Genomic DNA, 26944 nt, shown 5'->3' with positions numbered 1-26944 from the left:
GCGCAACACCCGGGTCAAACGTGTGTTTCCCACCAAAAGTCGTGCGTTTTGCACGCCCGCTTCCGTGGACGGCGCACTGGCCGCAGGTCGGGGCCACGGAGAAGAATCCAGGTTCTCGGATCGCGCGCACCGGAAACTGGAGTGCAGATGAGCGGATCAGCCGTCCAGCCCGCCCCGCTTCCCCGGCGAGCCGAGGCCCCGCCCGCCGGGACCCCGGTACTCGCCTTCAAGCGCCACCTCCGTGCCGAGGTGTCCGCCGGCAAGGGGGCGTACCTCTTTTCCGAGCAGGGGGTCATCGCGATGCGCGGCGCGCGGATCGAGTCGCTCGCGCCGCTGCTGGACGGCACCCGGGAGCTGCGGGAGGTGCTGCGGGCCCGGCCCGACGGCATGGCGCCGGAAGAGGTCGCCGCGATCGTGGCCGAGCTGCTGAACGCGGGCCTGGTGTCCGTCCGCCCGGCGCCCGAACCGGCCGCCGACGAGCGGGAGCTGGCCTACTGGGACGCCTGCGGCATCGACGCGGCCTCGGTCGCCACGCGCGCCACCGGCTCCGGGGTCCGGCTGGTCTCCGTCGGCGAAGACGTCGACACGGGCCCGGTCGAGCGCGCGCTGGCCGACGCCGCCCTCGAGATCGCCCCGCCCGGGTCGGCGCCCGAAGAGGCGGACCTGAGCATCGTGCTGTGCACCGACTACCTCGACCCGCGGCTGGGCGAGCTCGACGCCGAGCACCGGCGGACCGGCCGGCCGTGGCTGCTGGCCCGGCCGTTCGCCGCGCAGGTGTGGATCGGGCCGGTGCTGCGGCCCGGCGAGTCGGCGTGCTGGCACTGCCTGACCAGCCGCCTCTGGGGGCACCGGCACGCGGAGGCGTGCGCCCAGGAGCTGCTCGGCCACGAAGGCCCGGCGCGGCGGCCCGCCGTAGCCCTGCCGTCGCTGACCGCCGCGGCGGCGCACCTGATCGCGCTCGAGGCCCGGAAGTGGCTGGCCGGCTACCGGCACGGCGGCCAGGACAGCGTCTGGGTGCTCGACACGCTGGACCTGCAGGGCAAGCTGCACGAGCTCCGGCGCCGGCCGCAGTGCGCCGGCTGCGGCGACACGTCGCTGATGGCCGCGCAGGCGGCCCGGCCGATCCGGCTGGAGCCGGCGCGCAAGACGACGTCGAGCGGCGGCGGGCACCGCACCGCCACCCCCGCGCAGACGCTGGAGCGCTACGGGCACCTGGTCAGCCCGATCACCGGCATCATCAAGGAGATCCGGCGCGACCCGGGGGCGCCGCCGTTCGTCAACGCCTACCGGTCCGGGTTCAACGTGGCGCGCGGGATGACCGGGATGGCCGGCATGCAGGCCGGGCTGCGCACCGAGAACGGCGGCAAGGGAGTCGGCCCGATCGACGCGGAGGTCGGCGCCCTCTGCGAGGCCGCGGAACGCTTCTCCGGCAACTTCCAGGGTGACGAGCTGCGCGTCCGGGCGTCGATGGACGAGCTCGGCGCCGAGGCGGTGCACCCCAACGACTGCATGCTCTTCGCCGAGCGCCAGTACCGCGAGCGGGCCGCCTGGAACGCCGCGCACGGGACGTTCCAGCACGTCGGCGACCGGTTCGACCCGTCGGCTCCGGTGGACTGGACCCCGGTCTGGTCGCTGGCCGGCCGCCGCCGGCTGCTGCCCACCGGCTTCCTGTACTACGGCACGCCGTCGCGGTGCGGCCTCCGCGGGATCTACGCCGACTCCAACGGCGCGGCCGCCGGCAGCAGCCTCGAAGACGCCATCCTGCAGGGCACGCTCGAGCTGATCGAGCGCGACGCCGTCGCGCTGTGGTGGTACAACCGCACGCCGGTGGCCGGGGTGGACCTCGGCTCCTTCGGCGACAGCTGGCTGGACGAGACGGCCGGGCACTACGCCGCCATCGGCCGGCAGCTGTGGGTGCTGGACGTGACGTCCGACCTCGGGGTGCCGGTGTTCGTCGCGCTGTCCCGCCGGACCGACGGCCCGCACGAGCACATCATGTTCGGCTTCGGCGCCCACCTCGACCCGCGAACCGCCCTGCGGCGCGCGGTCACCGAGCTGAACCAGATGCTGCCCGCCCTCCTTTCGCAGGGCCACGGTTTCGACGACCCGGACGCGGCCCGCTGGCTGGAGTACGCGACCGTCGCCAACCAGCCGTACCTGCGGCCGGCCGCGGGGCAGCGGATGCGGACCATGGCGGACTTCCCTTTTGTGCACCGCATGGACGTGCGCGACGACGTCCTGGCGCTCGAGCGCGTCCTGGCCGCCGCGGGCACCGAGCTGCTCGTGCTCGACCAGAGCCGGCCCGACCTCGGGCTGCCCGTGGTCAAGGTGCTGGCGCCGGGGTTGCGCCCGTTCTGGGCCCGGTACGCGCCCGGCCGGCTGTTCGACGTCCCGGTGCGGCTGGGCCGGCTGGCGGAACCGACGCCGTACGAGCGGCTCAACCCGTTCCCGATGTTCCTCTAGCACACTGTGTGCGTCGAACGACGAATCCGTCGTGAACATAGGAGTTGTGTTGACTGCCGAGAGCCCGGGAGGGCACGCCGAGACGGTCCGGCTGTGGTCGCTGACCGAAGACACTCTGCTCGAGGCCGGTGACGACGGGTCACTCGTCGCGATCACCTGGTGGGGTGAGTACGAGTTCCCGGACACCGCCGACGGCGTCCGGGAGGCACTCGGCCGGCTGGCCCTCGGCCCGGTGTCGATGGCCAACCTGGCCGTTTCCGGCGGCGAACGCAGCGACGCGTGGCACTCGTCGCTGCGCAAGGTGCTCGCCCGGCTGTCCGGCTCGGTGGTGCACTCCCTCGCCTCCGACGACGGGCGCGGGCCGCTGCTGTCGGCGATCCCCGTGACGCAGTCCCCGGTGTTCCCGGAGGGCCCGCTGCCGGCCGGGCGGCAGGTCCGGCTGTCCCGGCTCACCGCGTTGCGGGCCGAGGACGGCGCGCTGCTGGCGGAGTCGCCGGGAGCGCCGTACAAGGTGGCGCTGCTGCGGCCGCCCGCGGTGCTGGTCGCCTCCGCGCTCGCCGCGCCGAAGACCGTCGAGCAGCTGACCGAGACCAGCGGGCTGGCCGAGCCGGTGGTGGCCGCGGTGGTCGAGTTCCTCGTCGCCGCCGGGGTGGTGCTGCTCGCCGACGCGCGGGGCCGGTTCGCCGAGTTCGGCGACCCGGAGACCTCGACCTGGTCGCACCCGGACCTGATGTTCCACTCGCGCAGCCGGACCTGGCTGCGGACCACGGTCCAGGAGGCCGGCGAGCAGCAGCCGGTGGTCAAGCCCGGCACCGGCGGGCCCACGTTCCCGCTGCACCGGCCGGACCCGGCCGTCCTGGCGGCGGAGGACCCGACGCTGACGACGCTGCTGGAAGGCGACCACAGCTGCCCGGAGTTCGGCGACCGGACCCTCGCGGCCCGGCAGCTCGGCGAGTTCCTGTTCCGTTCGGCGCGGGTGCGCTCGATCGGGCCGGCGCACCTGCCCGGCGGGCCGTCGCACGAAGCGTCCCAGCGGCCGTACTTCAGCGTGGCCTGCCTGTACGAGCTGGAGATCTACGTCGGGGTCAACCGCTGCGCCGACCTCGCCCGCGGCATCTACCACTACGACCCGCAGTGGCACACGCTCACGCTCATCAACGACGACTCGGGTGTCCTCGACACGCTGCTGGACATGGCGATGATCGCGGCGGGCAGCCACCGCCGCCCGTCGGCGCTGCTGACGATGACCGCGCGGATGTCCCGGCTCGCGTGGGCGCTCGGCGGCGCCGCGTACGCGACGACGTTGCTGCACCTCGGCGCGCTCCAGCAGGTGTTCTACCTGTCGGCGAAGGCGATGGGACTGGCCGCGCACGCGGTGCCGGTGGACGCCGGTGACCGCGTCGACCGGGCGCTCAAGCTCGAGTGGCCGGCCGAAGTCAGCGTCGGCGAGTGCGTGCTGGACTTCCCCGGCTGACGTCCGGCCGCCCGAAATACCCCGTCACGGCGATCTGAGAACCTCGCTCCGGCTGATAGATTGCATTACTGGGGTTTGGGGCTCGGCGCGTTTCTGGGGAGGCGCTGCGTGACAACAACCGCGCGACTGCACGAGGCAAGACTCCGCTCGCCCGCTCTCGTGCCGCCGAGGGAGGCGGTGCCCGCCGATCCGCGCACCGGCGACGCCGGCCGGCCGCGCGACGACGACTTCCCGGCCCGGTTCGTGCGCGGGGTGCACACGGCCGTCTGCGTCGGCGTCGGCCTGCTCGGCCTGCTGGACCCGCTGCGGGCGACGCGGTCGTGGCCGGCGGCGGCCGTGGCGTGCGTCTGCGCCGTCGCGCTGATCCTGGTGCACCTGGCGTGGTTCGGGTACGGGCGCGGCCGGGCGCGTGGCCTCTCGCTGGCGCTGCAGGCCGTGCTGGGCTCGGTGCCGGTGCTGTACTTCGGCGCTGAGTGGAGCGTGCTCGGCTGCTTCTTCCTGGGCAGCGTCCTGCTGGTGGCCAAACCGCTCGTCTCGGTGCCGCTGCTCGTGGTCGTCCCGGGCGGGATCGGCGTGCTCATCGCGGAGGTGGGGACGTCGGAGATGTCCGTCGCGAACGGCCTGCACGCGACGGCATTCACGGCCGCCGCCGCGGTGGCCCTGTTCGGCCTCTCGTGGTCGGCCCTGCTGGCCGCCGAACGCGAGGCCAGCCGGCGTGCGCTGACCGCGCGGGTGGTCGCCGAAGAGCGGAAGCGGTTCGCCCAGGACACGCACGACCTGCTCGGGCTGAGCCTGTCCGCCATCACCCTCAAGGTCGAGCTGGTCCGCCGGCTCGTCGAGACCAAGCCGGAGCTGGCGCAGCACGAGCTCACCGAGCTGGTCACCATGTCCCGCGAGGCGCTCGCGGACGTGCGGTCGGTGGCGGCGGGGAAGCGGGACCTCTGCCTGGCGGACGAGATCCGGGCGGCGGCCGCGCTGCTGGAGACGGCCGGGGCGAAGGTGCGCCTCGGCCAGAAGCTGCCGGAACACCTCCCCGAGCCGGTCGCCACGACCTTCGCCACAGTCCTGCGAGAAAGCGCTACCAACGTGGTGCGCCACAGCAAAGCGACGTGGTGCGAAGTCACGCTCGGGGTCACGAGGGGTGAAGCGTGGCTACGCGTGGCGAACGACGGCGTCACGAACGACGGTGTCGTGCCGGGCGGAACCGGCGACGACGGCGGGGAACACGGTGCGGGACTGCGGAACCTGGCCAACCGCGTCCGGCACGTCGGCGGTGAGCTCGTGGCGGGGGCGCAGCCCGGCGGCCGGCACGTGCTGCGCGCGGCCGTGCCGCTGGAGCCGTACGTGCGGCGTCGGCGGGATCACCCGGTCTGGGCGCCGCTCAGAGCCATTCGGCGTCGGTGGCGATCCGGATCGCGTGCACGCGGTTGCGAGCGTTGAGCTTCGTGACCGACGCCGCCAGGTAGTTGCGGACGGTGCCGGGGGACAGGAAGAGGTCCGCGGCGATGTCGGCGACGTTGCGCCCGCGCGCGGCGAGGGCGAGGATTTCCAGCTCCCGCGGGGTGAGCGGGCAGTCGTCGGCCTCCCACGCCGACAGCGCGAGCTCGCTGTCGATGACGCGCCGGCCGATCGCGACCGACCGCACGGCGTTGGCGAGCTTGTCCGACGGGGCGTCCTTGAGCAGGAACCCGTTCACCTTCGCGTCGAGCGCACGGCGGACCGTGCCGGGACGGCCCAGGCTGGTCAGGATCAGGGTGTGGCACTCGGGCAGGTGCTCGTGGATCTCGGTGGCCGCGGTCAGCCCGTCCTTGCCCGGGAGGTCGATGTCGATGACGGCGACGTCGGGGCGGGTCGACTTGGCGGCGGGCAGGATCTCGTCGCCGGAGTCCACCTCGGCGACGACCTCGATGTCGGACTCCAGGCTCAGCAAGGCAACCAGGGCTCCGCGGACCATGTCCATGTCTTCGGCTAGCAGAACCTTGATCACGTTGTTCCTCGCATCCCCCAGCCGAGTCAATTCCCGTCCGGAATTGTACGCCATACAACGTTGTCGCCCGAGGTTTCGCCGATCGGCCGGACGGGTGCGAGTAGCGCCGCCGCGCCTTCCGCGACGGCAATTCCGCCGTCGCGCAGTGTCGCTTGTGGTGTGTGGTCGCCCGTCCGGTCCCCCGGCAGCGGCGAAGGGCACCTTCCCGCCCGTGATGCGAGGAAAGTGCCCTTCGGGGCGTGGTGGAACCTAGACGGCGACCGGGCGCCGGGCCGGGGCGTGGCGCAGGTCGGGCAGCGCCAGCAGGACCGGCGGGTCGAACCCGTGCCGCGGCCGCAGTCGGACGTCGACCAGGCTCGCGGCGACGTCGCGGTGCACGGTCACCGGGCCGGAGAGCCCGGTCATCGGCCGCGGGCCGGTTTCGTCCTGTGGGCACGAGCCGTAGGCGTGCGCGATGACGAACCACGAGCCCACGGGCACGTCGGTCAGCGTGTACTGGCCCGCTCCCATGAGGATCGTGTACGCGGCGGGCGCGCCTTCGGCGATCTTGGCCGAGAAGAGGCCGACGAACACCGGCCCCGTCTGTACCGCGGGCGGGTGCCAGAGGTGCCCGCGCACCGTCCGGCCGGACGCCGTCACGCCGTCCCGCTCGGGAATCTCCGGCTGCCGGCCGCGAAGCTGCCGGTAGCCCCGCGGGGAGTGGCCCACGCTGCCGCTGAAGCGGGCGCTGAACGTCCCCACGCTGTTGTAACCGACCTGGTGGCTGATGTCGGCCACGGAGGTCCCCGTGGTCGCCAGCAGCCGCTTGGCTTCGGCCAGCCGCAGGGCGGACAGGAACCGCCCCGGCGACAGCCCGGTCACCCGCAGGAAGACGCGGGTGAAGTGGAACTTGCTGAACATCGCGGCCCGGGCGAGGTCGTCGATGGTGAGGCGTTCGCCCAGGTTGTCCCGCATGGTCATGATGGCGCGTGCCACGGCCTGCCGCGCGATGTCATCCATGGTGGCCGTCCCTCCGCTCGCCGGTGCCTGCCGGACGCGTTCCCCAGTGAAGCGCGATCGACGGTGGCAAATGTTGGTATGCCAGAACTGTAGAACCGGAGGCGTCTACTTCTTAAGTGCTCAGTGCACCGTTGCGAATGGATTTCACAGGGTGCGGACATGCGTTTTGCACATGCCCGGGCCCGGGGTGTTCGGCGGGGGGTGAGCGGGTATGCATTCGTCATGTGCGAGGGGTGCGGCGTACGCGCTGCGCACTCGTTCGACCGCGCAAAGTGACGAAATTACCCCTTTCGGGCCCGGAATGTGCCCTCTGCTGGCCCGTTCGGCCCTGTGACCGGCGACACACGGAGTAGGCATAAAACACGGTGCTCCGATGACGCGGGCACTGGCTCCGGAACACCCTGTGGCGGACTATTTAAGTCACGTGAAGCATTCTTCTTCGCCACTGGGAGTCCATAAATGTCCGCACAGCTTTCCGCTGATGTCCGCGCCCTTTTCGCCGAGTTCGGTATCGAGACCGAAAAGGTTGTCGCGATCAAATCCGGCCTCGTGATCGACCGCTTCGACCTGCCGGCGGGTTCGGCCCCCGTTCGCGACACGATCGGCTTCACCGGCGCCGACGTGCCGTACGAGGTGGAGCTGGCAGCCTGACTGGTACGGACCAGTATTCGTGCTGGTCCGCTCCGTGGGGAGCCGGTCATCGAAGACGCTTCGGCGTCCCGGTGGCCGGCTCGTTCGCGTTCCGGCCACTCACTGCCGGTGTCCATGGAAAAGTTTTTACCGTCTGTTTGCAAACGTTCTCTTTCCTCACGTCGGGTAGTCGGCTGACTGCCGTTCGGCGCACCCAGCGTGGTTTTCGGGCTTCTCGCTGTGCTTTTCCCGGCGACCCCCGATCGGGTGAACCAGTAACTCGTTTCAAATGTTTAACTGTGTTTTCTGGGGACTGGGGGAGTTCGTGAAGGCGGAGGCGCTTCGTGATCAAAGTGCTCGTAGCCGAAGACATGCACATCGTCCGCGGCGCGCTCGTCGCGCTGCTGCGCCTGGAGCCCGACATAGACGTCGTGGCCGAGGTGGCCTCCGGGCCGGAGATCCTGCCCGCGGCGCGCTCCGCGGCCGTCGACGTGGCGATCATCGACATCGACCTGCCGGGCAAGGACGGCATCACCGTCGCCGGTGAGCTGCACGAGCAGCTGCCCGAGTGCCACACGCTGATCCTGACCAGCCTGGGGCGGCCCGGGACGCTCAGGCGGGCGCTGGACGCCAAGGTGGGCGGGTTCCTGCTCAAGGACGCGCCCCCGGACAAGCTCGCCAACGCCGTGCGCGGAGTGGTGGCCGGCCGCCGCATGGTGGACGGCGACCTCGCGCTGGCGGCGTGGGACAGCGCCGACTGCCCGCTGACCGCCCGTGAGCTCGACGTGCTGCGCATGACCTCGCAGGGGTACGGGACGGTCGAGGTGGCCGCCCGGCTGTACCTGTCCGCGGGCACGGTCCGCAACTACCTCACCACGGTGGTGGCCAAGCTGGGCGCGCGCAACCGGGTGGATGCGATCAGGCTTGCCCGGGAGTCGGGCTGGCTCTGACGGCTACGGGCCCGGCCGGTTGGATCGGCTGGGCCTGGTCGGGCGGGGGCGGCCGCAGGTTTGACTTGGGCTGGGCCTGGTCGGGCTGAGGCCGATCGCCGGTTTCGACTCGGGCCGGGCGGGTCGGACGGGGGACACGTGCAGGCGGAATCGCCCTCGGACACGACCCCGGCCGGGCTCGGTCAGCCCGAGACGGCCGCGCGTAGTTGTGATCGGCCGCCGGATTCGACCCGGCCGCCGGATTCGGCTGGGGCTGGAGCTGTTCAGACCGGGACGACCGCGCGCAGCCGGAACCGGCCGCCCGACTCGACCCCCGCCGTGAGCTCGCCACCCAGACCCGACACGCGGTGGGACAGGTTGCCGATCCCGCTGCCCGACGGGCCGCCACCCGAGCCGTTGCCATTGCCGTTGCCGGACGACGGGTTCGCTGGCCGGGCGGGCGGCTCCTGGTCCTCCTCGGTCACACCGTCGTTGACGATGTCGAGCGTGACGCCCCCGTCCGTGCGGCGGATCGCGATCTCGCAGGTCTCGACCCGGCTGTGCCGCAGCACGTTGGTGACACCCTCGCGCAGCACCACGGCCAGCACCGTGCGCACCGGGGCCGGGAGCTCGTCGGAGATCATCTCCATCTGGACCCGGACGTCGGCCGCCGCGAGCACCGAGCGGGCCGAGCGGGTCTCGCTGTCCAGGGACAGCTCGCGGTAACCGCTGGCCACCGAGCGTACGTCCGACAGGGCCTGCCTGGTCAGGCCCAGGATCTCGACCAGCTCCTCGGTCGCCCGGTTGCGGTCCAGCGGCAGGACCCGGGCGGTGAGCTCGCTCTTCAGCGCGATCGCCGAGAGGCTCATCCCGAGCAGGTCGTGCAGGTCGCGGGCGAACCGCAGGCGTTCCTCGGCGACCGCCATCTCGGCCAGCCGGCGCCGGCTGTGGTCCAGCTCGGCGGCCAGCCGGACCAGCCAGAGCATGGCGAACACGATCAGGCCGCCCACCACCGTGCCGATCGAGAACTTGACCGCGTACAGGGCTCCTTGCCCGGCCTGGCCGGCGATGTACTGCAGCCACAGGTAGACGCCGGTGTTGGCGGCGAACAGCAGCCAGCCGGCGGTCGGCGGCAGGACCAGCAGCCCGCAGCCCATGAGCAGGGACGGCAGGCTGGCCCAGTCGTGCTGCAGCGGCAGCAGCGGCAGGTAGATCAGGCAGGCCTGCACGAACAGCATCGCGACGCTCTGCGCCGAGCGCAGCCGGGTGGCCGGCCGGTTGAAGTAGGCGAACTGCAGGGTCAGCAACGCCGCCACGGAGCCCGTGACCAGCGCGATGTGCCACGGGTTCGACGTCAGCAGCAGCTCGTGCAGCACGGCCGCCAGGCCGAGGAGGGTGAAGGCGACCGGCAGCAGCCGCCGGACCTGCCGCGACTCGGCCTGGTTCCGCTCGTCGCGGTCGCCGGCCGGCACCACCGGCTCCACGGTCTCCGGCAGGGGCAGCTCGACCCGCAGGCGGAACCGGCCGTCGTCGCCGAGCCCGGTGGTCACCGACCCGCCCAGCGCGGCTACCTCGGCCGGGAGGCGGGCGAGCAGGTCGGACTCGTCGGGCAGCTCGGCGGGGTCGACGCCGTCGCTGACGATCGCCAGGCTGACCTGCCCGCGGTGCCGCCGGACCTCGATCTCGCAGTGCTCCACCTCGCCGAGCCGCAGGACGTTCGTGACGCCCTCCCGCAGCACCTTCGCCAGCAGCGTGCGGGCCTGGACCGGCAGCTCGCCCTGGTCCAGGTGGATCCGCACGGCGATGTCGGACGCGGTCAGCAGGGACTGGGCGGTGCGGAACTCCTTCTCCAGCGACAGCTCGCGGTAACCGTGGGACACGGCCCGGACGTCGGAGAGCGTGCGCTGGGCCGTGGCCGTCATCTCGGTGAGCGCGGCCTGGGCCTGGTCGCTCGACTTCCGCAGCAGGCGGTGCACCAGCTCACCCTTGAGGGCGATGGCCGACAGGCTGATGCCGAGCAGGTCGTGCAGGTCCCGCGCGAAGACGAGCCGCTGTTCGGCGACCGCCCGCTGGGCCAGTTCGGCGCGGGCCCGGTGCAGTTCCCTGATCGACCGGGCCAGCCGCGTGAGCAGCGCGAACGCCAGGCTGTAGAAGATCGCGCCGGCGACCGTGTACACCGCCAGCAGCGGGGGGTCGTAGAGCAGCTCGACCCAGGTCAGGGCGCCGATGTTGAGGACGAACAGCGGCCAGGCGAACCGCGGCGGCAGCACCAGCAGGACCGCGCCGCCGAAGAACACCGGCATCGCGACCCAGAGGGCGTCGAACGTCAGGACCGGCAGGTAGCCCAGCACGGCCAGGACGATCAGCAGCAGCCGGCTCGTCGTGGAGCCGAGCCGGACCGACGGCCGGCTGTAGTAGAGCAGCTGCACGGCCAGGAGCACGACGACCGCGGCGACCGCGTAGGCCGTCTCGAGCCGGGTGAACGGCAACGGCAGGATCGCGGCCAGCAGCTGGAAGCCGAAACTCGCGACGATCACCGTGATCATGGCGGCGGCGAGGTAGGCCGCCAGCTTCGGGCGCCGGTCGACGCTGCTGGTGCCTCTGGCCTCGGCGACGGCGGAGCGGCTGGACTCAGGGTCGAGTGCGGCTACCGGAGACATGTGCGGCGACCCTCCGGCAAGTCGGCGACGCACAGCTGCGGAGGAGTGGTCCGGGCTGAGCTCGGTGTGCATGCTTCCGGGCCATCCTATCTCATGTCGGCAGTCCGCCAATACGGCGAAGAGCGGCCGTGCGTAGCCCTTTCCGCCGTGCGGGCCGGAAGCGCGGGCCGCCGCTCAGCCCAGGCGGCGGTCACCGGTGACGTCGGCGAGCTCGAGGAAATCCAGGTACGGCACGGCGATCGACCCCAGGTGGGTCACCACTGCCCCGTCCAGTGCGAAAAAACTCAACCCCGGCGTCTCGTCGCGGTCGTCCCGCCCGCCGCGGTCGCCGCAGCAGGCGCCCTCGAGGTGCAGGGTCGCCGGGAAGTCCGCGCCGAACCCGGCGCCCACGGCCGAATACCCCGGCAGGCCCCAGCCGAAGTGGCGGCCGTACTGCTCGACCTTCGCGTACGGCGCGTGGGAGACGAGCACCAGCCGGGTGCCCGCGGTGTGCAGGCCGGCGGCGACCCGCGCGGCCGGCAGGGCCGCCCCGTGGCGGGTGCGGCACGGCATCGTGTGGTGCACCGCGAGCCGGCGGCGGCCGCCGAACAACCCGGCGAGGGTCACCCGGCCCGCCGGGCCCACGAACTCGTAGGCGTTCGCGGCGACGGCGCGAGGCCGGGGTGGTTTCGGTTCGATCAGCTGGGGCAGCACCAGTTCGGTCATCATCGCCTCCGGGTGGCAGCACTGTTCGCCTTCGAAGTGTGCGGCCTGACCTGCCCGCAGTCACCCGTTCGGGGGCTACTACAGCAAGGTGGGAGACGCCCCCGCCGCCGGGCGGGTCCGGGCCCGGAGCCTAGGCTTTGCGGTTATGGCGAGGTACTTCGACGTTCACCCGGACAACCCCCAGCGCCGCGCCGTCGGCCAGATCGCGGACCTCGTGCGCCAGGACGGCCTGATCGCGTACCCGACCGACTCGTGTTACGCGCTGGGCTGCCGGCTGGACAACCAGGACGGTCTCGAGCGGATCCGCTCGATCCGCAAGCTCGACCGGCGGCACCACTTCACGCTGGTCTGCCAGGACTTCGCGCAGCTCGGCCAGTTCGTCATCGTGGACAACTCGGTGTTCCGCGCGATCAAGGCGGCCACTCCGGGCAGCTACACGTTCATCCTGCCGGCCACCAAGGAGGTGCCGCGGCGGCTGATGCACGAGAAGAAGAAGACCGTGGGCGTGCGGATCCCGGAGCACGTCGTCACGCAGGCGCTGCTCGCGGAGCTCGGCGAACCGCTCGTGTCGAGCACGCTGCTGCTGCCCGACGTGCCCGAGCCGCTGACCCAGGGCTGGGAGATCAAGGAAGAGCTCGACCACGTCCTCGACGCGGTGGTCGACTCCGGCGAGTGCGGTGTCGAGCCGACGACGGTGGTGGACTTCTCCTCGGGCGAGGCCGAGATCATCCGCCGCGGGGCCGGCGACCCGGACCGCTTCGCCTGAGCGTCAGTCCACTTCGGACGTCCAGAGTGGATTCCGGGGCGGGCGCAGCAGTTCCGCCCAGGCGGCGGCCTCGCCCTCGGCGGTGAGGGCCAGCTCGCCGGGCGCGCGGCGGCCGGTGAACAGCAGGCAGAAGTCCTCGGCGGGCCCGGCGATCCGGCCCACCGCGTCCTCCGGGCCGAAGTTCCACTGCTCGCCCGACGGCGCGGTGAGCTCGAACCGGAACGGCCCGGGCACGGCGCTGTCCTGGGCGAAGTAGGCGTCGTCGCGGCTGCGGACGCCGTAGTAGGAGACGTGCCCGACGCTGTCGCCGCGGGCCGGGGAGACACCCAGGGCGTCGGCGATGTCCTGGCCGCGGGCGAACAGCGCGGTCAGCAGGGCGGCGGCGAGCAGGGACGGCCGCAGCGGCCCGCCCGGCCAGCGGATGTCGGTGGTCGCGGCGGCCAGCAGCTCGGTGGCCTTCCGGTGCTCCGACCGCCAGCCGACCACGGCGTCGCCGAGGATCCCGGAGTCGGTGATGCGGGGCGCGTGCTCGCTCGAGTCCCCTTCGACGCTCAGCACCACCCGGCGGGCCACGACCGTCAGCTCGGCGAGGTGGCCCGTGATCGCCCGCCCGACGGGCAGCATCACTTTTCCTTCGTGCTCGCGGAGGAGGTCGACGAGGGCGTCCGCGTCGGTGGCGAGGTCGGTGAAAACGTCTTGCATCCCGCGATGCTGCCCGTGGTGACCGACCGGCGACCACTCGTGGATTGCCTTGCCTGATCAGCTATGTTCGCCACCAGACGGACGCGAGCGCGGGGAGACGGCGACGATGAAGTTCCTGCTGGTGATGCACATGAACCCCGACATCTGGGACGCCCTCCCGGAGGCCGACAAGGAAGACGTGATGACCGGGCACGGCGAGTTCATCCGTCGGATCCGGGAGTCCGGCGAGCTGGTCAGCACCCAGGCGCTGGACGCGCCGGCGAAGAGCGTCGTGGTCCGGGTGACCGACGGCGTCCCGGCGGTCACCGACGGTCCGTTCGCCGAGTCGAAGGAGTTCCTCGCCGGGTACTACCTCGTCGAATGCGCCAGCCAGGAGCGGGCGTGCGAGGTGGCGGCGATGATCCCGGACGCGAAGATCAAGGGGCTCGGCATCGAGGTCCGGCCGGTGGTGTTCTTCGCCGACGCGGCGGCCGAATCCGAGTACACCGGCGGGTGAGCGGCCCGATCGACGTCGGCGCGGTGCTCCGGCCGCTCGTGCCGCGCGTGCTCGGCGCCCTGGTGCGCCGCTACGGCCAGTTCGACGCGTGCGAGGACGCGGTGCAGGAAGCGCTCATCGCCGCGTCGGTGCAGTGGCCGGCCGACGGGGTGCCGGAGAACCCGCACAGCTGGCTCGTCACGGTCGCCGCGCGGCGGCTGACCGACCTCTGGCGCAGCGAAAGCGCGCGCCGGCGTCGCGAAGAGACGGTCGCCGTGCCGGAGCCGGTGGTGGCGGGACCGGGCGAAGACCGGGCGCCCGACGAGGACGACACCCTCACGCTGCTGTTCCTGTGCTGCCACCCGGCGGTTTCGCCGCCGTCCCAGGTGGCGCTGACGCTGCGCGCGGTGGGCGGCCTGACGACCGCGCAGATCGCGAAGGCGTTCCTCGTCCCGGAAGCGACGATGACCCGGCGCATCACCCGCGCCAAGGAGAGCATCGCGGCCGCCGGGTCGACGTTCGGCGAGCCCGCGGCGGCGGAGTACCCCGAGCGGCTGCGGGTCGTGCTGCAGGTGCTGTACCTGATCTTCAACGAGGGGTACACGGCGACGTCCGGCACCGACCTGCAGGTGCCGGGGCTCGCGCAGGAGGCGATCCGGCTGACCCGGGCAGTGCGCGCCCACCGCGACGGCGACGGCGAGGTGGCCGGGCTGCTCGCGCTCATGCTCCTCACCGACGCCCGCCGCGAAGCCCGCACGGGTCCCCGCGGCGAGCTGGTGCCGCTGTCCGAGCAGGACCGCGAAGGCTGGGACCGGCGGATGATCGCGGAGGGCGCGGCGCTGATCGGCCGGACGCTCGGGAGCGGTCCGGTGGGCCCGTACCAGGTTCAGGCGGCGATCGCGGCCCTGCACGACGAGGCGCCGAGCGCGGAGACGACCGACTGGGTGCAGATCGCGCAGCTGTACGAGGTGCTGCAGGAGCTCACGCCCAGCCCGGTGGTGACGCTGAACCAGGCGATCGCGGTGTCCATGGTCGACGGCCCGGAGCGCGGGCTGGCGCTGCTGGACACGATTTCCGGGGACAGCCGGATGAAGCAGGGACATCGGTTTGATGCGGTCCGGGCGCACCTGCTGGAGCTGGCGGGGGATCACGAGGCGGCCCGGGAGTGCTACCGGCGGGCGGCGGGGCGCACGGAAAGTGTGCCGGAGCAACGGTATCTGGAGGAGCGGGCGTCCCGGCTGGGCTGAAGGCGCGCGAAGGGCCCGCCCGGGGCCGAGTGCCGGGCGGGTCCTTCCCGATCTGTCCTCAGTGGACGCTCAGCGGAGGACGACACCCTCCTCGGGCGCCGGGGCCGCGGTGAGGCGGAACAGCCGGGTGAACAGCTCGAGGTCGCGGACGTCGCCCTCGATCGAGACCAGGCCCGTCGCCACCGCGTCGGCCGGGGTGACCTGGCCGCCGATCAGGTCGAGCAGGGCCGGGCCCTGACCCGCGCGGATGACCAGGTCCGCCGCCGCGTGGCGGCCTTCCGAGACCTTGAGCGCGCCGTCGTCGACCATCGCGTGGACGATCATCGTGTCGTGGTACTGGATCTCGAACGTCACCTGGACCGCGCCCGCCGCCTCGCTCTGGAACGTCGTGTACAGCGAAAGGATCGCCGCGTCCAGGGTGAAGACGTCGTCCGGGCCGGGGTGGCTGAGCGAGCGCGCGCCCCACAGGCCGAGGTCGAGCAGGATGTGGTCGAGCTCGGCGCCGTACTCGGTGAGCTCGTACACCAGGCCGGCGTCGAGGTCGGCGCGGACGCGGCGGCGGATCACGCCGGCCGACTCCATCTCGTTGAGCCGCGCGGAAAGGATGCTCGGCGGGATCTTCGGCAGCCCGGCCTGCAGCTCGGTGTAGCGCTTCGGGCCGAACACCAGGTCACGCACCACGAGCAACGCCCAGCGTTCGCCGATGAGCTCGAGCGCGCGGGCCACGCCGCAGAACTGACCATAGGTGCGGGTTTGTGCGGTCATCGTTCCTCACTTCGTGCGGTGGTGCGGTTTCAGTGGTGGTCGCCTTCGGAAATCAAGTCGCGGTGCAGCACTTGCAGCTCGTCGCACGGCTCGACGCCCAGCTCTTCGCTCAGCCGCTTGCGGAGACTGCGGTACACGGCCATCGCGTCGGACCGGCGGCCACTGCGGCCCAGGGCCCGCATCAGCTGGCCGTGCAGCGCTTCGTCGAGCGGGTTGCCCGCCGACAGCGAACGCAGCTCGCCGATCAGCTCGCGGTGGTTCCCGCTGTGGATCTCGGCTTCGATGAGCATGTGCAGCGTGTTCCGCTGCTGCTCCAGCAGTTCCATCGTGTACGGCGCGAGCACCGGGCCGCACGGCACGTTCGCCAGCGGCGGCCCGGTCCACAGGTCCAGCGCCGCGCGGAAGCGCTCCACCGCGGCCGGGTGGTCGCCGGCCCGCAGCAGCTCCTGGCCTTCCTGCTGCAGCCGGCCGAAGCGGAAGACGTCGACCTGCGCCGGGTCGATCTGGAAGACGTACCCGGGCGCCTTGGTGAGCAGCATCGACTCGGTGCCGTCGCCCAGCCCGTTCTCCTCGATGCACCGGCGCAGGTGGTACACGTAGGTGTGCAGCGTGGTCCGCATCGTGCGGGGTGGCGTGCTGGCCCAGAGCTCCTGGGCGATCGCGTCGACCTGCACCATCTTCCCGGGCCGCAGCACCAGCAGCGCCAGCAGCTGCAGCAGCTTGGGCGTCGTGGGTGCGAGATCGACCCCGTCGCGGTGCACGCCGAGCGGGCCGAGCACCGTGAAGCTGACCGCACTTTCGAGTGGTTCCACCGGCCGCTCGGTCACACCGACCAGTCCGTCCGTTACCTTTTTGGCGGAGTACATGCCGGGCGCCTCCAGTGTTCCCGCTGCGATGACTCGAGCTCCCCAGTGAAGCCCTGCCGGGCCGAAAACCAAGCCCGTGGCTGTCCAACGTCGAATGTGACAGAGCCGGGGGACCGCAGCCAGTGAGCCGTCCACCAGACTCGAGATGCGTTTCGCCCGGCGGCCCCGTGCATCGGTCACGTCCACGCCGGGCGCGGGACACGGCGTGTGGCCAGGCCGGACCGGGCGTTCCTGGCGGGTCTGATCTTCCCGGGCGGGCGGCGGGCTGAGCGGCACGCCCCTGTCACTCGCCGTGCGCGGGCGTATTTCAAAACGAGCCCGTGCGTTTCGCACGCCGTTCCCCGTGCGTTTCGCACCCGGGGAACGGGGACCTGCGCACTGGTGCGTTTCCGGGCCCGCGGCGGCTTCTTCCGAGCCTCCATCGGTCCGCGAGTTTCGCCGTCTTACCTGACGAGGAGGGAAATGACGTCGGTAAGGATTCGAGGTTGGACTGATGATCTTGCGATCGGTAACGTCCGGGGGCGCCGACGAGACCGAGCCGTCGGCGGTCGTGGAGCGACCCGGCTGGGCGGCGGACCAGGACTCGGAAAGAGTTGTCCAGCCCGCGGTCCTGCGCGCGATCAAGATGATACTGGACCGCTACTTCGAGCCGATCACCCTGTCGGCCTTGGCGTCCGAGGTGTACGTGAGCCCGTTCCACTTCTCACGCATCTTCGCCAAGGCGACCGGGGTGACGCCGGGGCGGTTTCTCACCGCCGTGCGGCTGTTCGAAGCGAAGCGGCTGCTGCTGACGACTTCGCTGACGGTGTCGGACATCGTCTGCAGCGTCGGCTACAGCAGCGTGGGCACCTTCACGAGCCGGTTCCTCCGGACGGTCGGGATGACCCCGACCGAGTACCGCGAACCCGAGGTCGGTGAACTGCTGGTGGCGCATTCGGCGCACTTCCAGCGGCTGCCGTCGCTGCGGTCCCTGCGGGAGGCCGGCAGCTCGTGCGCGGCGCTGAAGCCCGGGTCCTCCCGGCTCACCGTGCGGCTGAACATGCCCGCGGAAGCGACTTCGGCCAACGTGCTCGTCGGCGTGTTCGCCGACGCGGTGCCGCAGAGCGGGCCGGTCGCCTTCGGCGGGCTGGCGGACGTCCAGTCCTCCGAGCTGACGATCGACGGGGTGCCCGAAGGCACCTGGACGGTGATCGCGGTCGCCGACCACGGCACCTTCCGCGGCACGCCGGCCGGCCCGGCGTTCACGATCGCCAGCGAGCTGGCGACGGTGACGGGGTTCGAGCCCGCCGAGGTGACCATGCGGATGCGGCCGCCGGCGCTGACCGACCCGCCGATCGCGATCACCCTCGCCTCCCGGCAGTCGCCCGCCGACCAGCGGATGCTCGCCGCGGCGCAGCGGTCGCACCTGCGTTCTGTCGCCTGATCCCGCCGAACACACGAGGACGGATGATGTCTACTTTCATCGGAGTGCTGCGCAAGCGCTTCCTGGCCCCTTCGCTCGCGTCGGTCGGGTTCGCCGAGCGCGGGTTCCCGGTCACTCCCACCGCCGCGACGGCCCGGCTGGAGGCGGTGCCGCAAGCGGTGGTGGTCGGGTTCGAGTGGGCGATCGAAGGCGCGTCGCTGTGGGAGCTCGAGCGGCGGCTCGCGCTGGTCGAGCCGGAGCAGCGCGGTTTCGCCTACGAAGGCGCGACGATGGGTTACTCCATCCTCGACGCCATGCCGGGCGGCGGCCGCAACCGGACGCGTGAGCTGCTGGAGGGTCCGGCCCAGCCGCACATCTTCCTGACCTACATCGGGATCGGCTTCGCGATGGCGCGGCTGCCGCGTCCACTGTGGAAGAACATCCTGCCCGAGCTGTCCGGGGTGGCCTACCACCCGGTGATGAGCTGGCTCGCCGTCGACGGGTTCGGGTTCGACCGCGCCTACTTCGACACGAAGAAGTGGATCGACGAGCAGGCCGAGCCGGAGCCCTACCCGTGGGCCGGGCGCCCGGAGTACTTCGCCCGCGCGTTCGACCAGGGCGTCGGCCGGGCGCTGTGGTTCATCAACGGCGGGAACCCGGCGGCGGTGGCCGAGGCGGTCGGACGGTTCCCCGAAGCGCGCCAGGCGGACCTCTGGAGCGGGGTCGGCCTCGCCGCGACGTTCGCCGGCGGCGCCGACCAAAGTGGCCTGGCGGAGCTGCGCCGGCTGTCCGGGGAGTACTACGACGAGCTCGCCCTCGGCGTGGTGTTCGCGGTCAAGGCGCGGACGTACTCCGAGTACGTGCCCGCCCACACCCACCTCGCCGCCGGGGTGCTGCTCGACCTTTCCGTGCAGGCGGCGCAGAACGTCGGCGACCGCACCGAGCGGGCGGACGGCGACGACGGGCCGGAACCGCCCTACGAACTGTGGCGGGCCCGGATCCGCGCGGAGTTCTCCAGCGGTGCGCAGCGTCTCGCCGGCTGAGCCCGGTGATCGCACGCAACCGTGGAGTAGACCGCTGACCAGCGGATCTGTGACCGTAGAACGGAAAGAGCTGCACCTCATCCAATTCGACCCGTAAGGGGGAGAGTGCGTTGGGCAATGGTTGGCGCGCGCTCAGACGCCGCATCCTGACACCGGATGTCTCGGAGACTTCGCTGGAGAAGCGGGGTTTCCACCGCAAGAGCCCAGCCGCTCAAGAACGACTCGAGACGGTCGGGGAGAAGTTCCTCCTCGGGTACGCGCACGCGGTCGAGGCGCGCTCGGTCGAGCAGGCCGAGGAATGGCTCGAGCGCATCCCCACGCAGTTCCGCGGGTTCGCCTACGAAGGCGCGGGAATGGGGTACGGCGTCCTCGACGGGCTGCCGTTCGGCAAGAGCACGAACATCGCGGAGTTCCTGGCGGGCCCCGGCGAGAAGCACGACTACATCATCTACGTCGGGGTCGGCTGGGCCATGTGCCGGCTCCCGCGGTTCGCGTGGCCGAAGGCTTCGGCCTTCGACCCGCTGCTGCGGTGGCTGGTGCTGGACGGCTACGGCTTCCACCAGGCGTACTTCAAGACCGCCAAGTACATCGGCGAACAGCACCAGGAGCTCGGCTTTTCCTGGCCGGACCGGCGGTACGACGGGTACGCGCTGCGGGCCATCGACCAGGGCATCGGCCGGGCGCTGTGGTTCATCAACGGCACCGACGTCTCCTTGGTGGCCAAGGCGATCGAAGCGTTCCCCGAGTCGCGCCACGGCGACCTGTACGCCGGGGTGGGGCTCGCCTCGACCTACGCGTGCGGGGTCACCGCCGAGGAGCTGGGGGAGCTGGTCGACCGCGCCGGCATCCACCACGGGCAGCTGGCCCAGGGCAGCGCTTTCGCGGCCGAGTGCCGGGTGCGCTCGGGCCTGATGATCCCGGAGACCGAGATGGCGGCCCGGGCGATCTGCGGGGTGTCCGCCGAACGCGCGGCGGAGATCACCCAGGAGGTCCGCCCGGCCGTCGTCGTCGACGGTGACGACGTGCCGGCGTTCGAAACCTGGCGGCAGCGGATCGCCGAAGAAGTCCTCAAGCACGGAGGGAAGACGAAATGACCGCGACCTTGGGCTGGCTGCGCAAGCAGCTGGCGGGCATCGTGGCGCTGGTGCTGATCCTCGGCCTCTTCACGGTCGCCCAGCTGCCCCGCGTCTCGGCCGCCGAACAGGACCAGATGGCGAGCAAGTTCGCCTTCACCCCGATGAGCATCGCGCTGCCGCCGGCGAAGAAGGCGCAGTCGATCCGGACGGTGAACAAGGAGTACGAGCACATCGCCGCGTGGATCTCCTCGGTCGGCGCCGCGATCGCGATCAACGACATCAGCGGCAGCGGCAAGGCCAACGACATCTGCCTGGTCGACCCGCGCAGCGACCAGGTCGTCATCACGCCGACGCCGGACTCCGGCCCGCGGTACGCGCCGTTCGCGCTCGACCCCTCGCCGACGCTGGCGACGTGGGACTACATGGCGCCGATGGGCTGCGTCCCCGGTGACTTCAACGAGGACGGCCGCACGGACATCCTCGCCTACTACTGGGGCCGGACCCCGGTGCTGTTCATGCAGAAGCCGGGTGCGACGAAGTTCGACGCTTCGGCGTTCGTGCCGACCGAGCTGGTGCCGGGCAACCACCGCGGCGCCGACGGCAAGTACAACGGCCCGCTGTGGAACACCGACTCCGTCACCATCGGCGACTTCGACGGCGACGGCCACGTCGACATCTTCGTCGGGAACTACTTCCCCGACAGCAAGGTCCTCGACCCGAACGCCGACGGCGGCATCACGCTGAACCAGTCGATGTCGCACGCGACGAACTCGGGCGAGAAGTACATCTACCGCTGGACGGGCGCCACGACCGGGGCCAACCCGAGCGCGCAGTTCGTGGACGCGTCCCAGGGCATCCCGGAAAGCGCGCGCCTCGGCTGGACGCTGGCCTCCAGCGCGACCGACGTCGACGGGGACAACCTGCCCGAGCTCTACATCGCCAACGACTTCGGGCACGACCACTTCCTCTACAACAAGTCGACACCGGGCCACATCGAGTTCGGCGAGGTCACCGGGGTCCGCGGGATCACCGACCCCAAGTCGAAGGTGCTGGGCCACGACTCCTTCAAGGGCATGGGCGTCGACTTCGGCGACCTGAACCACGACGGCCTCTACGACCTGTTCGTCAGCAACATCACGACGTCGTGGGGCATCGAAGAGTCGAACTTCCAGTTCATGAACAAGTCGAAGAACAACCAGGACCTGACCTCGCAGTTCAAGAACGGTGTCGCGCCGTTCGAGGACACCAGCGGCTCGACCGGCACGGCCTGGTCCGGCTGGGGCTGGGACGTCAAGATCCAGGACTTCAACAACAGCGGTGAGAACCAGATCGCCCAGGCGACCGGGTTCGTCAAGGGCCAGGTCAACCGCTGGCCGAACCTGCAGGAGCTGGCCACGGCCAACGACGGCCTGCTGTCCAACCCGTTCTGGTGGCCGAACGCCCGCGCCGGTGACGACATCGGCGGGGACCAGACGTTCCACTTCTTCGTGAAGAGCCCGGACGGCCGCTACACCGACCTCGGCCCGCAGCTGGGCCTGGCGGTTCCGGTGCCCACCCGCGGCATCGGGGTCGGTGACACCAACGGTGACGGCCTGCCCGAGTTCGCGGTCGCGCGGCAGTGGGAAGCGCCGATCTTCTACCACAACGACAGCCCGAACCCGGGCAAGTACCTGCAGCTGAAGCTGACCACCGACGCCCCGGTCGCGCCCGGCGCGCTGCCGGCGGCCGGCAGCCCGGCGATCGGCGCGCAGGTCACCGTGACGACCTCGGACGGCAAGAAGTACCTCGGCCGGGTCGACGGCAGCAGCGGGGAGGCCGGCCGGCGCAGCTTCGACGTCCAGATCGGTCTCGGTCACGACGTCAAGGGCCCGCTCGACGTGCACCTGCAGTGGCGGGACCGCACCGGGCAGCTGCGGACGCAGAACCTGAAGCTCGAACCCGGTTGCCACATGTACCAGCTCGGCACCACGGCGATGGAAGAGATGTGACGGCATGACCACCCCGACTCTGACCAAAGTGGACACCGCGCCACCGAAGCGGACGAACAAGGTCGTCACCGCGCTTCGCCGGTTCGCGATCTCGATCACGATCTTCAACATCATCGGCTACACGATCCTCGGGTTCGAGCAGCCGTGGCTGTACCCGTTCGTCGCGCTGGCGACCGCGTACACCACGGAGATCGTCCTCGAGATCATCAACGCCCGGGTGACCGACCGCCAGGTCCGGTTCAAGGGCAACGGGTTCAAGGGGCTCGTGGAGTTCCTGCTGCCGGCGCACATCACCGGTCTCGCCCTGAACATGCTGACCTACGTCAACGACCGCATCCTCGTGATGATCTTCGGCGTGGTCGTGGCGGTCGGCGCGAAGTGGGTCCTGCAGGCGCCGGTGTACGGCCGCATGCGCCACTACATGAACCCGTCGAACTTCGGCATCACGATCATCCTGCTGTTCTTCCCGTGGGCCAGCATCGCCCCGCCGTACCACTTCAGCGAGCAGATCGCGACCTGGGGCGGCTGGCTGATCGTCGCGATCATCCTGATCTCGGGCACGGTGCTCAACGCGCTGCTGACCAACCGGATGTTCCTGATCGCGGGCTGGCTGAGCTTCTTCGTGATCCAGGCCTTCGTCCGTGGCTGGCTGTTCGGCACGTCCATCCCGGGCGCGCTGGCGATGGGCACCGGGATCGCGTTCGTGCTCTACACGAACTACATGGTGACCGACCCGGGCACCTCGCCGTCGAAGAAGGGCTCGCAGTTCGCCTTCGGCGCGGGGGTGGCCCTGGCGTACGGCTTCTTCACCGCGGTGCACGTCGCGTACGGGCTGTTCCTGGCCACCGCGACCGTGTGCCTGATCCGCGGGGCCTTCCTGTGGGGCCTGCACTTCTCGAACAAGGCGCGGATCAAGTTCGAGGCCGAGCAGGCCGAGCAGAAGGCCAAGCTCGAGCTCGCCCCGCCGGCGAAGTCCGAAGACGACGACGAAAAGCCGGGAGCGATCGCGGCATGACCGGATCGCAGCACGAAGCCCGGGCGGCGCACACCGCGCCGCCCGGGCCGCCGCGCCGGGCGACCTTCCGGTTGTTGAAGCAGCTCTTCACCGACCGGCTGGCGCTCATGGGCGACAACGCCGAGACCTACGGCGACGTCGTCCGCATCGCCATCGGACCGAAGGCGATGTACCTGGTCAACCACCCCGACCTCGCCAAGCACGTGCTCGCGGACAACGCCGCGAACTACCACAAGGGCATCGGCCTGCAGGAGGCCCGCCGGGCCCTCGGCGACGGCCTGCTCACCAGTGACGGCGAGATCTGGAAGAAGCAGCGCCGGACCATCCAGCCGGTGTTCCAGCCGAAGCGGATCTCGCGGCAGGCCGCGGTCGTGGCGTCCGAAGTGGACGCTCTGGTCAAGCGCCTGGCCGAGTACGACGGGCCGGTCGAGATCCTGCACGAGATGACCGGGCTGACCCTCGGGGTGCTCGGCAAGACGCTGCTCGACGCCGAGCTCGGCGGGTACGAGACGTTGGGCCACTCGTTCGAGGCCGTGCAGGACCAGGCCATGTTCGAGGCGGTCACGCTGAGCATGGTGCCGCAGTGGGTGCCGCTGAAGAAGCAGGTGGAGTTCCGGACCGCGCGTGACGAGCTGCGGCGGATCGCCGAGGAGCTGGTGGACCAGCGGCTCGCGAACCCCGTCGAAGGCGGCGAAGACGTGCTGTCGCGGCTGATCGCGTCCGGTTCCACGGACGGCGCTTCGCGGGAACGCATGCGTGACGAGCTGATCACCCTGCTGCTGGCCGGGCACGAGACGACGGCGAGCACGCTCGGCTGGGCGTTCCACCTGATCGACGAGCACCCGGAGGTCGGCGAGCGGCTGCACGCCGAAGCCGTCGAGGTGCTCGGCGACCGGCTGCCCGAGCACGAGGACCTGCGGCGGCTGAGCTACACCGTGGCCGTCGTCGAGGAGGTCATGCGACTGTACCCGCCGGTGTGGCTGCTGCCGCGGATCGCCCAGGCCGACGACGAGATCGGCGGGTACCACGTGCCGGCCGGCTCCGACGTCGTCGTGGTGCCCTACACGCTGCACCGGCACCCGGACTTCTGGGCCGACGCCGAACGCTTCGACCCGGGCCGGTTCGACCCGGCCAACCCGGCCGGGCGGCCGCCGCGCTACGCCTACGTGCCCTTCGGCGCCGGGCCGCGGTTCTGCATCGGCAACAGCCTCGGCGTGATGGAGGCGGTCTTCGTGCTGGCGATGGCCTCGCGGGACCTTCAGCTGAGCAAGGTGGCGGGCAAGGTCGTCGAGCCCGAGGCGATGCTTTCGCTGCGGGTGAAGGGCGGCCTGCCGATGACCGTGCGCCGCCGGGAGCGGACGCGGCGAGCCGAAGCCGCTTGAGCAGAAGTCTACTGTGGACATTCGACGAGGAGGTAGGCCGGTGCAACCCGAGGCCACCGAAGAAGAACGCGTCATGAACCTGACCCTCGAGGCCTACGCGGACACGATCGTGCCCGGGGAGAAGCGGTTCCCGGAGGACCGCGCGATCGCCGGGGCCGCGCCCGGCCCGGGGTCGGTGGCGGCGGGGGCGCTCGACCTGCTGAACTTCGACGCGACCGGCGTCACGGCCGGCCTGCCCTACCTCGCGCAGTCGCTCAACGACCACGCGAAGTCCTACGCGGGTGAGGTCGAGCTGGCGCTCGACGACGACGTGCCGCCGTTCGTGGCGCTGTCCTACGAGCACCGCCGCGAGCTGGTGCACCGGCTGACCACCCCCGGGCACCCGGAGAAGGACGGCTGGGTGAGCCTCGCGCTGTTCTGCAACATGGCCTTCGACAGCGCCGCGCACCTGCACACCGCCGACGCGATCCGCGACGGGCACCCCGGACTGCTGGCGCTGGGGTACAAAGCCCCGGACGCCGACGGGTTCTGGCGGTTCCCGAAGTACGGCTACGGCCGCAAGCTGGCCGACCTCCACCCGGACACGACGCCCTCGGGGAGCCCCGCATGAGTGCCATCGACAAGACCGACGTCGTCATCGTCGGCAGCGGCTTCGGCGGATCGATTCCCGCCTACCACCTCGCCGCGGGCGGGGCCAAGGTCACCGTCCTGGAGCGCGGGCCCTGGCTCGCCGCGGACGACTTCGAGCACGACTACCTGCTCGGCTCGTCCTACACCCGGGCGTTCGACTTCGTCGTCGGCGACGGCATGAGCGTGCTCGGCGGCAACTGCGTCGGCGGCGGCAGCGTGGTGTACTTCGCCGCGATGCCCCGCGCGCCGCGGTTCGTCTTCGAACGCCACGGCAGCATCGGCCGCCGCATGTGGCCGTCGGTGATCTCCCGCGACTCGCTCGAGCCGTGGTACGACCGCGTCGACGAGTCGCTGCCGGTGTCCAAACAGGACTGGAACGACGTCTCCTACGCCGGTGGGCTGTGGGCGGCGGCGTGCAACCACTCCGGCCGCACCGCCAACCCGGCGCCGGTCGCCGTCGACAACGACACCTGCGTCAACTGCAACTTCATGATGGCGGGCTGCAAGTTCGACGCGAAGCGCTCGATGCTGACGAACTACCTGCCGGCCGCGCTCGCGCACGGCGCGCAGATCCGCCCGCTGCACGAGGTCCAGCGGCTGGAGCGCACCGAGGACGGCGGCTACCGCGTCTACTTCGACATCGTCGACGAAGAGGACTACCGGGTGCACACCGGCACCGGCGTCATCGAGGCGAAGGTCGTCATCATCGCCGCGGGCGCCGGCGCGACCCCGGTGATCCTGCAGCGCTCGGAGGCGGCGCTCGGGGAGATGCCGCACGGCGTCGGCCGGTACTTCTCCGGCAACGGCGAGCGGCTCAACACCGCGATCGTCGACGAGGACCGCGTCCGCGAGGTGCTCGGACTGTCCCGTGAGGACGGTCCGGTGTACTCGGCCAACCACATCGGCAAGGGCCCGACCGTCGCGAACTGGGACAAGCTCGACGGGTCGCTCCCGGAGTACGAGCGCTACTCGCTGGAGCAGTTGTACTTCCCGCCGGGCCTGGGCACCATCCTCGCCCAGGTGCCCGGCGGCGAGGAGCCGCGCTGGTACGGCGCGGAGAAGAAGGAGCTGCTGAAGCAGTGGGCCAACTGGCTCACGATCTTCCTGATGACCGAGGACGACAACGAAGGCGTCTTCGGCACCCCGCCGCCGACCGGCAACGCCTACCGCATCTCGCAGCAGATGCTCGGCCGCGGCCCGCTGCGCTACGACCCGACCGAGAACACCCGGCACGGCTGGGCGCTCGCGGACGCCGACTGCAAGGCGATCATCGAGAAGGACGGTCTCGCGAAGGTCGCGCCGTGGACCAACGACGTCGTCGGCGCGTACACCGTGCACCCGCTGGCGTCGTGCCGGATCGGGGACGACGCGGCGACGTCCGCGCTGCACCCGAACCACGAGCTGCGCAACCACCCGGGCATCTTCGTCACCGACAGCGCGTCGGTGCCGGGGGCGCTCACGGTGAACCCGGCGATGACCGTCGCCGCGCTCGCCGAGCGGTCGATCCCGGGCATCGTCCGGGAGCTGCAGTCCCGCGGTGTCGACGTCAAGTACGGCGCGCCGTCGCCCGACGGCTCGATCACCGGCCGCCGCGCGGTGTCCAAACTGGACCTCGTGGCCGGCAACTGATGCACGGAGACGGGCTCGGGGGGGGGGGGGGGGGGGGGGGGGGGGGGGGGGGGGGGGGGGGGGGGGGGGGGGGGGGGGGGGGGGGGGGGGGGGGGGGGGGGGGGGGGGGGG

23 protein-coding genes are annotated in these 26944 nt (G+C 71.3%); 16 read left to right on the top strand and 7 right to left on the bottom strand.

Annotated elements, in window-relative coordinates; translation table 11 throughout:
- Positions 1-147: 147 nt before the first annotated feature.
- The 3 genes from ACZ63J_RS46975 to ACZ63J_RS46965 all read left to right on the top strand — a co-directional run bounded on the left by ACZ63J_RS46975 (position 148) and on the right by ACZ63J_RS46965 (position 5377).
- On the top strand, positions 148-2463 hold the full coding sequence (locus tag ACZ63J_RS46975; RefSeq protein WP_465408749.1) for a TOMM precursor leader peptide-binding protein: 2316 nt from the start codon (positions 148-150) through the stop codon (positions 2461-2463).
- Positions 2464-2512: 49 nt separating this feature from the next.
- The gene (locus ACZ63J_RS46970) at positions 2513-3937 is read left to right on the top strand and encodes a SagB/ThcOx family dehydrogenase (protein WP_465408751.1); all 1425 of its coding nucleotides are present in this window, start codon (positions 2513-2515) and stop codon (positions 3935-3937) included.
- Between the two features lie 177 nt (positions 3938-4114).
- Positions 4115-5377, top strand: coding sequence for a sensor histidine kinase (locus tag ACZ63J_RS46965; protein WP_465408753.1), 1263 nt, complete (start codon positions 4115-4117; stop codon positions 5375-5377).
- Here the strand turns inward: ACZ63J_RS46965 and ACZ63J_RS46960 are convergent.
- Together ACZ63J_RS46960 and ACZ63J_RS46955 are read right to left on the bottom strand one after the other, a co-directional pair.
- Positions 5319-5924 (bottom strand): response regulator transcription factor, encoded by a 606-nt coding sequence (locus ACZ63J_RS46960; RefSeq protein ID WP_285449135.1) that lies wholly within the window; start codon positions 5922-5924, stop codon positions 5319-5321. The genes ACZ63J_RS46965 and ACZ63J_RS46960 overlap by 59 nt on opposite strands.
- Positions 5925-6173: 249 nt before the next feature.
- The gene (locus ACZ63J_RS46955) at positions 6174-6923 is read right to left on the bottom strand and encodes a helix-turn-helix domain-containing protein (protein ID WP_465408755.1); all 750 of its coding nucleotides are present in this window, start codon (positions 6921-6923) and stop codon (positions 6174-6176) included.
- A 459-nt stretch (positions 6924-7382) separates the two neighbouring features.
- On the opposite strand from ACZ63J_RS46955, the gene ACZ63J_RS46950 reads away from it, so the two are divergent.
- Together ACZ63J_RS46950 and ACZ63J_RS46945 are read left to right on the top strand one after the other, a co-directional pair.
- Positions 7383-7574 carry a hypothetical protein gene (locus tag ACZ63J_RS46950; protein ID WP_465342480.1) on the top strand — a complete coding sequence of 64 codons (192 nt, stop codon included), beginning with the start codon at positions 7383-7385 and terminating at the stop codon, positions 7572-7574.
- A 323-nt stretch (positions 7575-7897) separates the two neighbouring features.
- Complete coding sequence (locus ACZ63J_RS46945) at positions 7898-8503, top strand: response regulator transcription factor (protein WP_465313284.1); 606 nt, start codon at positions 7898-7900, stop codon at positions 8501-8503.
- Positions 8504-8766: 263 nt separating this feature from the next.
- Here ACZ63J_RS46945 and ACZ63J_RS46940 read toward each other — a convergent pair whose 3' ends face one another.
- Both ACZ63J_RS46940 and ACZ63J_RS46935 read right to left on the bottom strand, forming a co-directional pair.
- Positions 8767-11142, bottom strand: coding sequence for a sensor histidine kinase (locus ACZ63J_RS46940; RefSeq protein ID WP_465439965.1), 2376 nt, complete (start codon positions 11140-11142; stop codon positions 8767-8769).
- A gap of 174 nt (positions 11143-11316) precedes the next feature.
- The gene (locus tag ACZ63J_RS46935; protein ID WP_465342482.1) at positions 11317-11847 is read right to left on the bottom strand and encodes a DUF899 family protein; all 531 of its coding nucleotides are present in this window, start codon (positions 11845-11847) and stop codon (positions 11317-11319) included.
- Between the two features lie 145 nt (positions 11848-11992).
- Here ACZ63J_RS46935 and ACZ63J_RS46930 point away from each other — a divergent pair, with 145 nt between their 5' ends.
- Entirely contained in the window at positions 11993-12613 is a 621-nt protein-coding gene (locus ACZ63J_RS46930) for an L-threonylcarbamoyladenylate synthase (protein WP_465313281.1), read from the top strand.
- Positions 12614-12616: 3 nt separating this feature from the next.
- Here the strand turns inward: ACZ63J_RS46930 and ACZ63J_RS46925 are convergent, their stop codons facing one another.
- Positions 12617-13315 (bottom strand): maleylpyruvate isomerase family mycothiol-dependent enzyme, encoded by a 699-nt coding sequence (locus ACZ63J_RS46925; RefSeq protein WP_465408760.1) that lies wholly within the window; start codon positions 13313-13315, stop codon positions 12617-12619.
- Between the two features lie 106 nt (positions 13316-13421).
- Between ACZ63J_RS46925 and ACZ63J_RS46920 the strand changes: the two genes are divergently transcribed.
- Both ACZ63J_RS46920 and ACZ63J_RS46915 read left to right on the top strand, forming a co-directional pair.
- The gene (locus ACZ63J_RS46920) at positions 13422-13811 is read left to right on the top strand and encodes a YciI family protein (RefSeq protein ID WP_465408762.1); all 390 of its coding nucleotides are present in this window, start codon (positions 13422-13424) and stop codon (positions 13809-13811) included.
- Positions 13808-15037 (top strand): RNA polymerase sigma factor, encoded by a 1230-nt coding sequence (locus ACZ63J_RS46915; RefSeq protein WP_465408764.1) that lies wholly within the window; start codon positions 13808-13810, stop codon positions 15035-15037. The genes ACZ63J_RS46920 and ACZ63J_RS46915 overlap by 4 nt, the downstream gene beginning before the upstream one ends.
- Before the next feature lie 69 nt (positions 15038-15106).
- Here the strand turns inward: ACZ63J_RS46915 and ACZ63J_RS46910 are convergent, their stop codons facing one another.
- The gene (locus ACZ63J_RS46910; protein WP_465408766.1) at positions 15107-15802 is read right to left on the bottom strand and encodes a winged helix-turn-helix transcriptional regulator; all 696 of its coding nucleotides are present in this window, start codon (positions 15800-15802) and stop codon (positions 15107-15109) included.
- A 29-nt stretch (positions 15803-15831) separates the two neighbouring features.
- A complete protein-coding gene (locus ACZ63J_RS46905; protein WP_465408768.1) occupies positions 15832-16668 on the bottom strand; it encodes an AfsR/SARP family transcriptional regulator in 837 nt (278 codons plus the stop codon).
- A gap of 493 nt (positions 16669-17161) precedes the next feature.
- On the opposite strand from ACZ63J_RS46905, the gene ACZ63J_RS46900 reads away from it, so the two are divergent.
- From ACZ63J_RS46900 to ACZ63J_RS46865, 8 genes are all read left to right on the top strand, one after another.
- Positions 17162-18091 (top strand): helix-turn-helix transcriptional regulator, encoded by a 930-nt coding sequence (locus ACZ63J_RS46900; protein ID WP_465408769.1) that lies wholly within the window; start codon positions 17162-17164, stop codon positions 18089-18091.
- A gap of 26 nt (positions 18092-18117) precedes the next feature.
- Positions 18118-19113 carry a DUF1702 family protein gene (locus ACZ63J_RS46895; RefSeq protein ID WP_465408771.1) on the top strand — a complete coding sequence of 332 codons (996 nt, stop codon included), beginning with the start codon at positions 18118-18120 and terminating at the stop codon, positions 19111-19113.
- Positions 19114-19223: 110 nt separating this feature from the next.
- Positions 19224-20207, top strand: a complete 984-nt coding sequence (locus ACZ63J_RS46890; protein WP_465408773.1) for a DUF1702 family protein — start codon at positions 19224-19226, stop codon at positions 20205-20207.
- Entirely contained in the window at positions 20204-22177 is a 1974-nt protein-coding gene (locus tag ACZ63J_RS46885) for a CRTAC1 family protein (RefSeq protein ID WP_465408775.1), read from the top strand. Before ACZ63J_RS46890 ends, ACZ63J_RS46885 begins: the two co-directional genes overlap by 4 nt.
- Positions 22178-22181: 4 nt before the next feature.
- Positions 22182-23192, top strand: a complete 1011-nt coding sequence (locus tag ACZ63J_RS46880) for an enediyne biosynthesis protein (RefSeq protein WP_465408777.1) — start codon at positions 22182-22184, stop codon at positions 23190-23192.
- On the top strand, positions 23189-24574 hold the full coding sequence (locus tag ACZ63J_RS46875) for a cytochrome P450 (RefSeq protein ID WP_465408779.1): 1386 nt from the start codon (positions 23189-23191) through the stop codon (positions 24572-24574). Before ACZ63J_RS46880 ends, ACZ63J_RS46875 begins: the two co-directional genes overlap by 4 nt.
- A gap of 40 nt (positions 24575-24614) precedes the next feature.
- Entirely contained in the window at positions 24615-25184 is a 570-nt protein-coding gene (locus ACZ63J_RS46870) for a DUF5987 family protein (RefSeq protein WP_465408781.1), read from the top strand.
- The gene (locus ACZ63J_RS46865; protein ID WP_465408783.1) at positions 25181-26833 is read left to right on the top strand and encodes a GMC family oxidoreductase N-terminal domain-containing protein; all 1653 of its coding nucleotides are present in this window, start codon (positions 25181-25183) and stop codon (positions 26831-26833) included. Before ACZ63J_RS46870 ends, ACZ63J_RS46865 begins: the two co-directional genes overlap by 4 nt.
- Positions 26834-26944: the final 111 nt, after the last annotated feature.

The sequence above is a fragment of the Amycolatopsis sp. NPDC104863 genome, assembly GCF_055582965.1.
The sequence above is the reverse complement of the archived record's forward strand: the minus strand, read 5'-3'. Positions and strand labels throughout refer to the sequence as shown.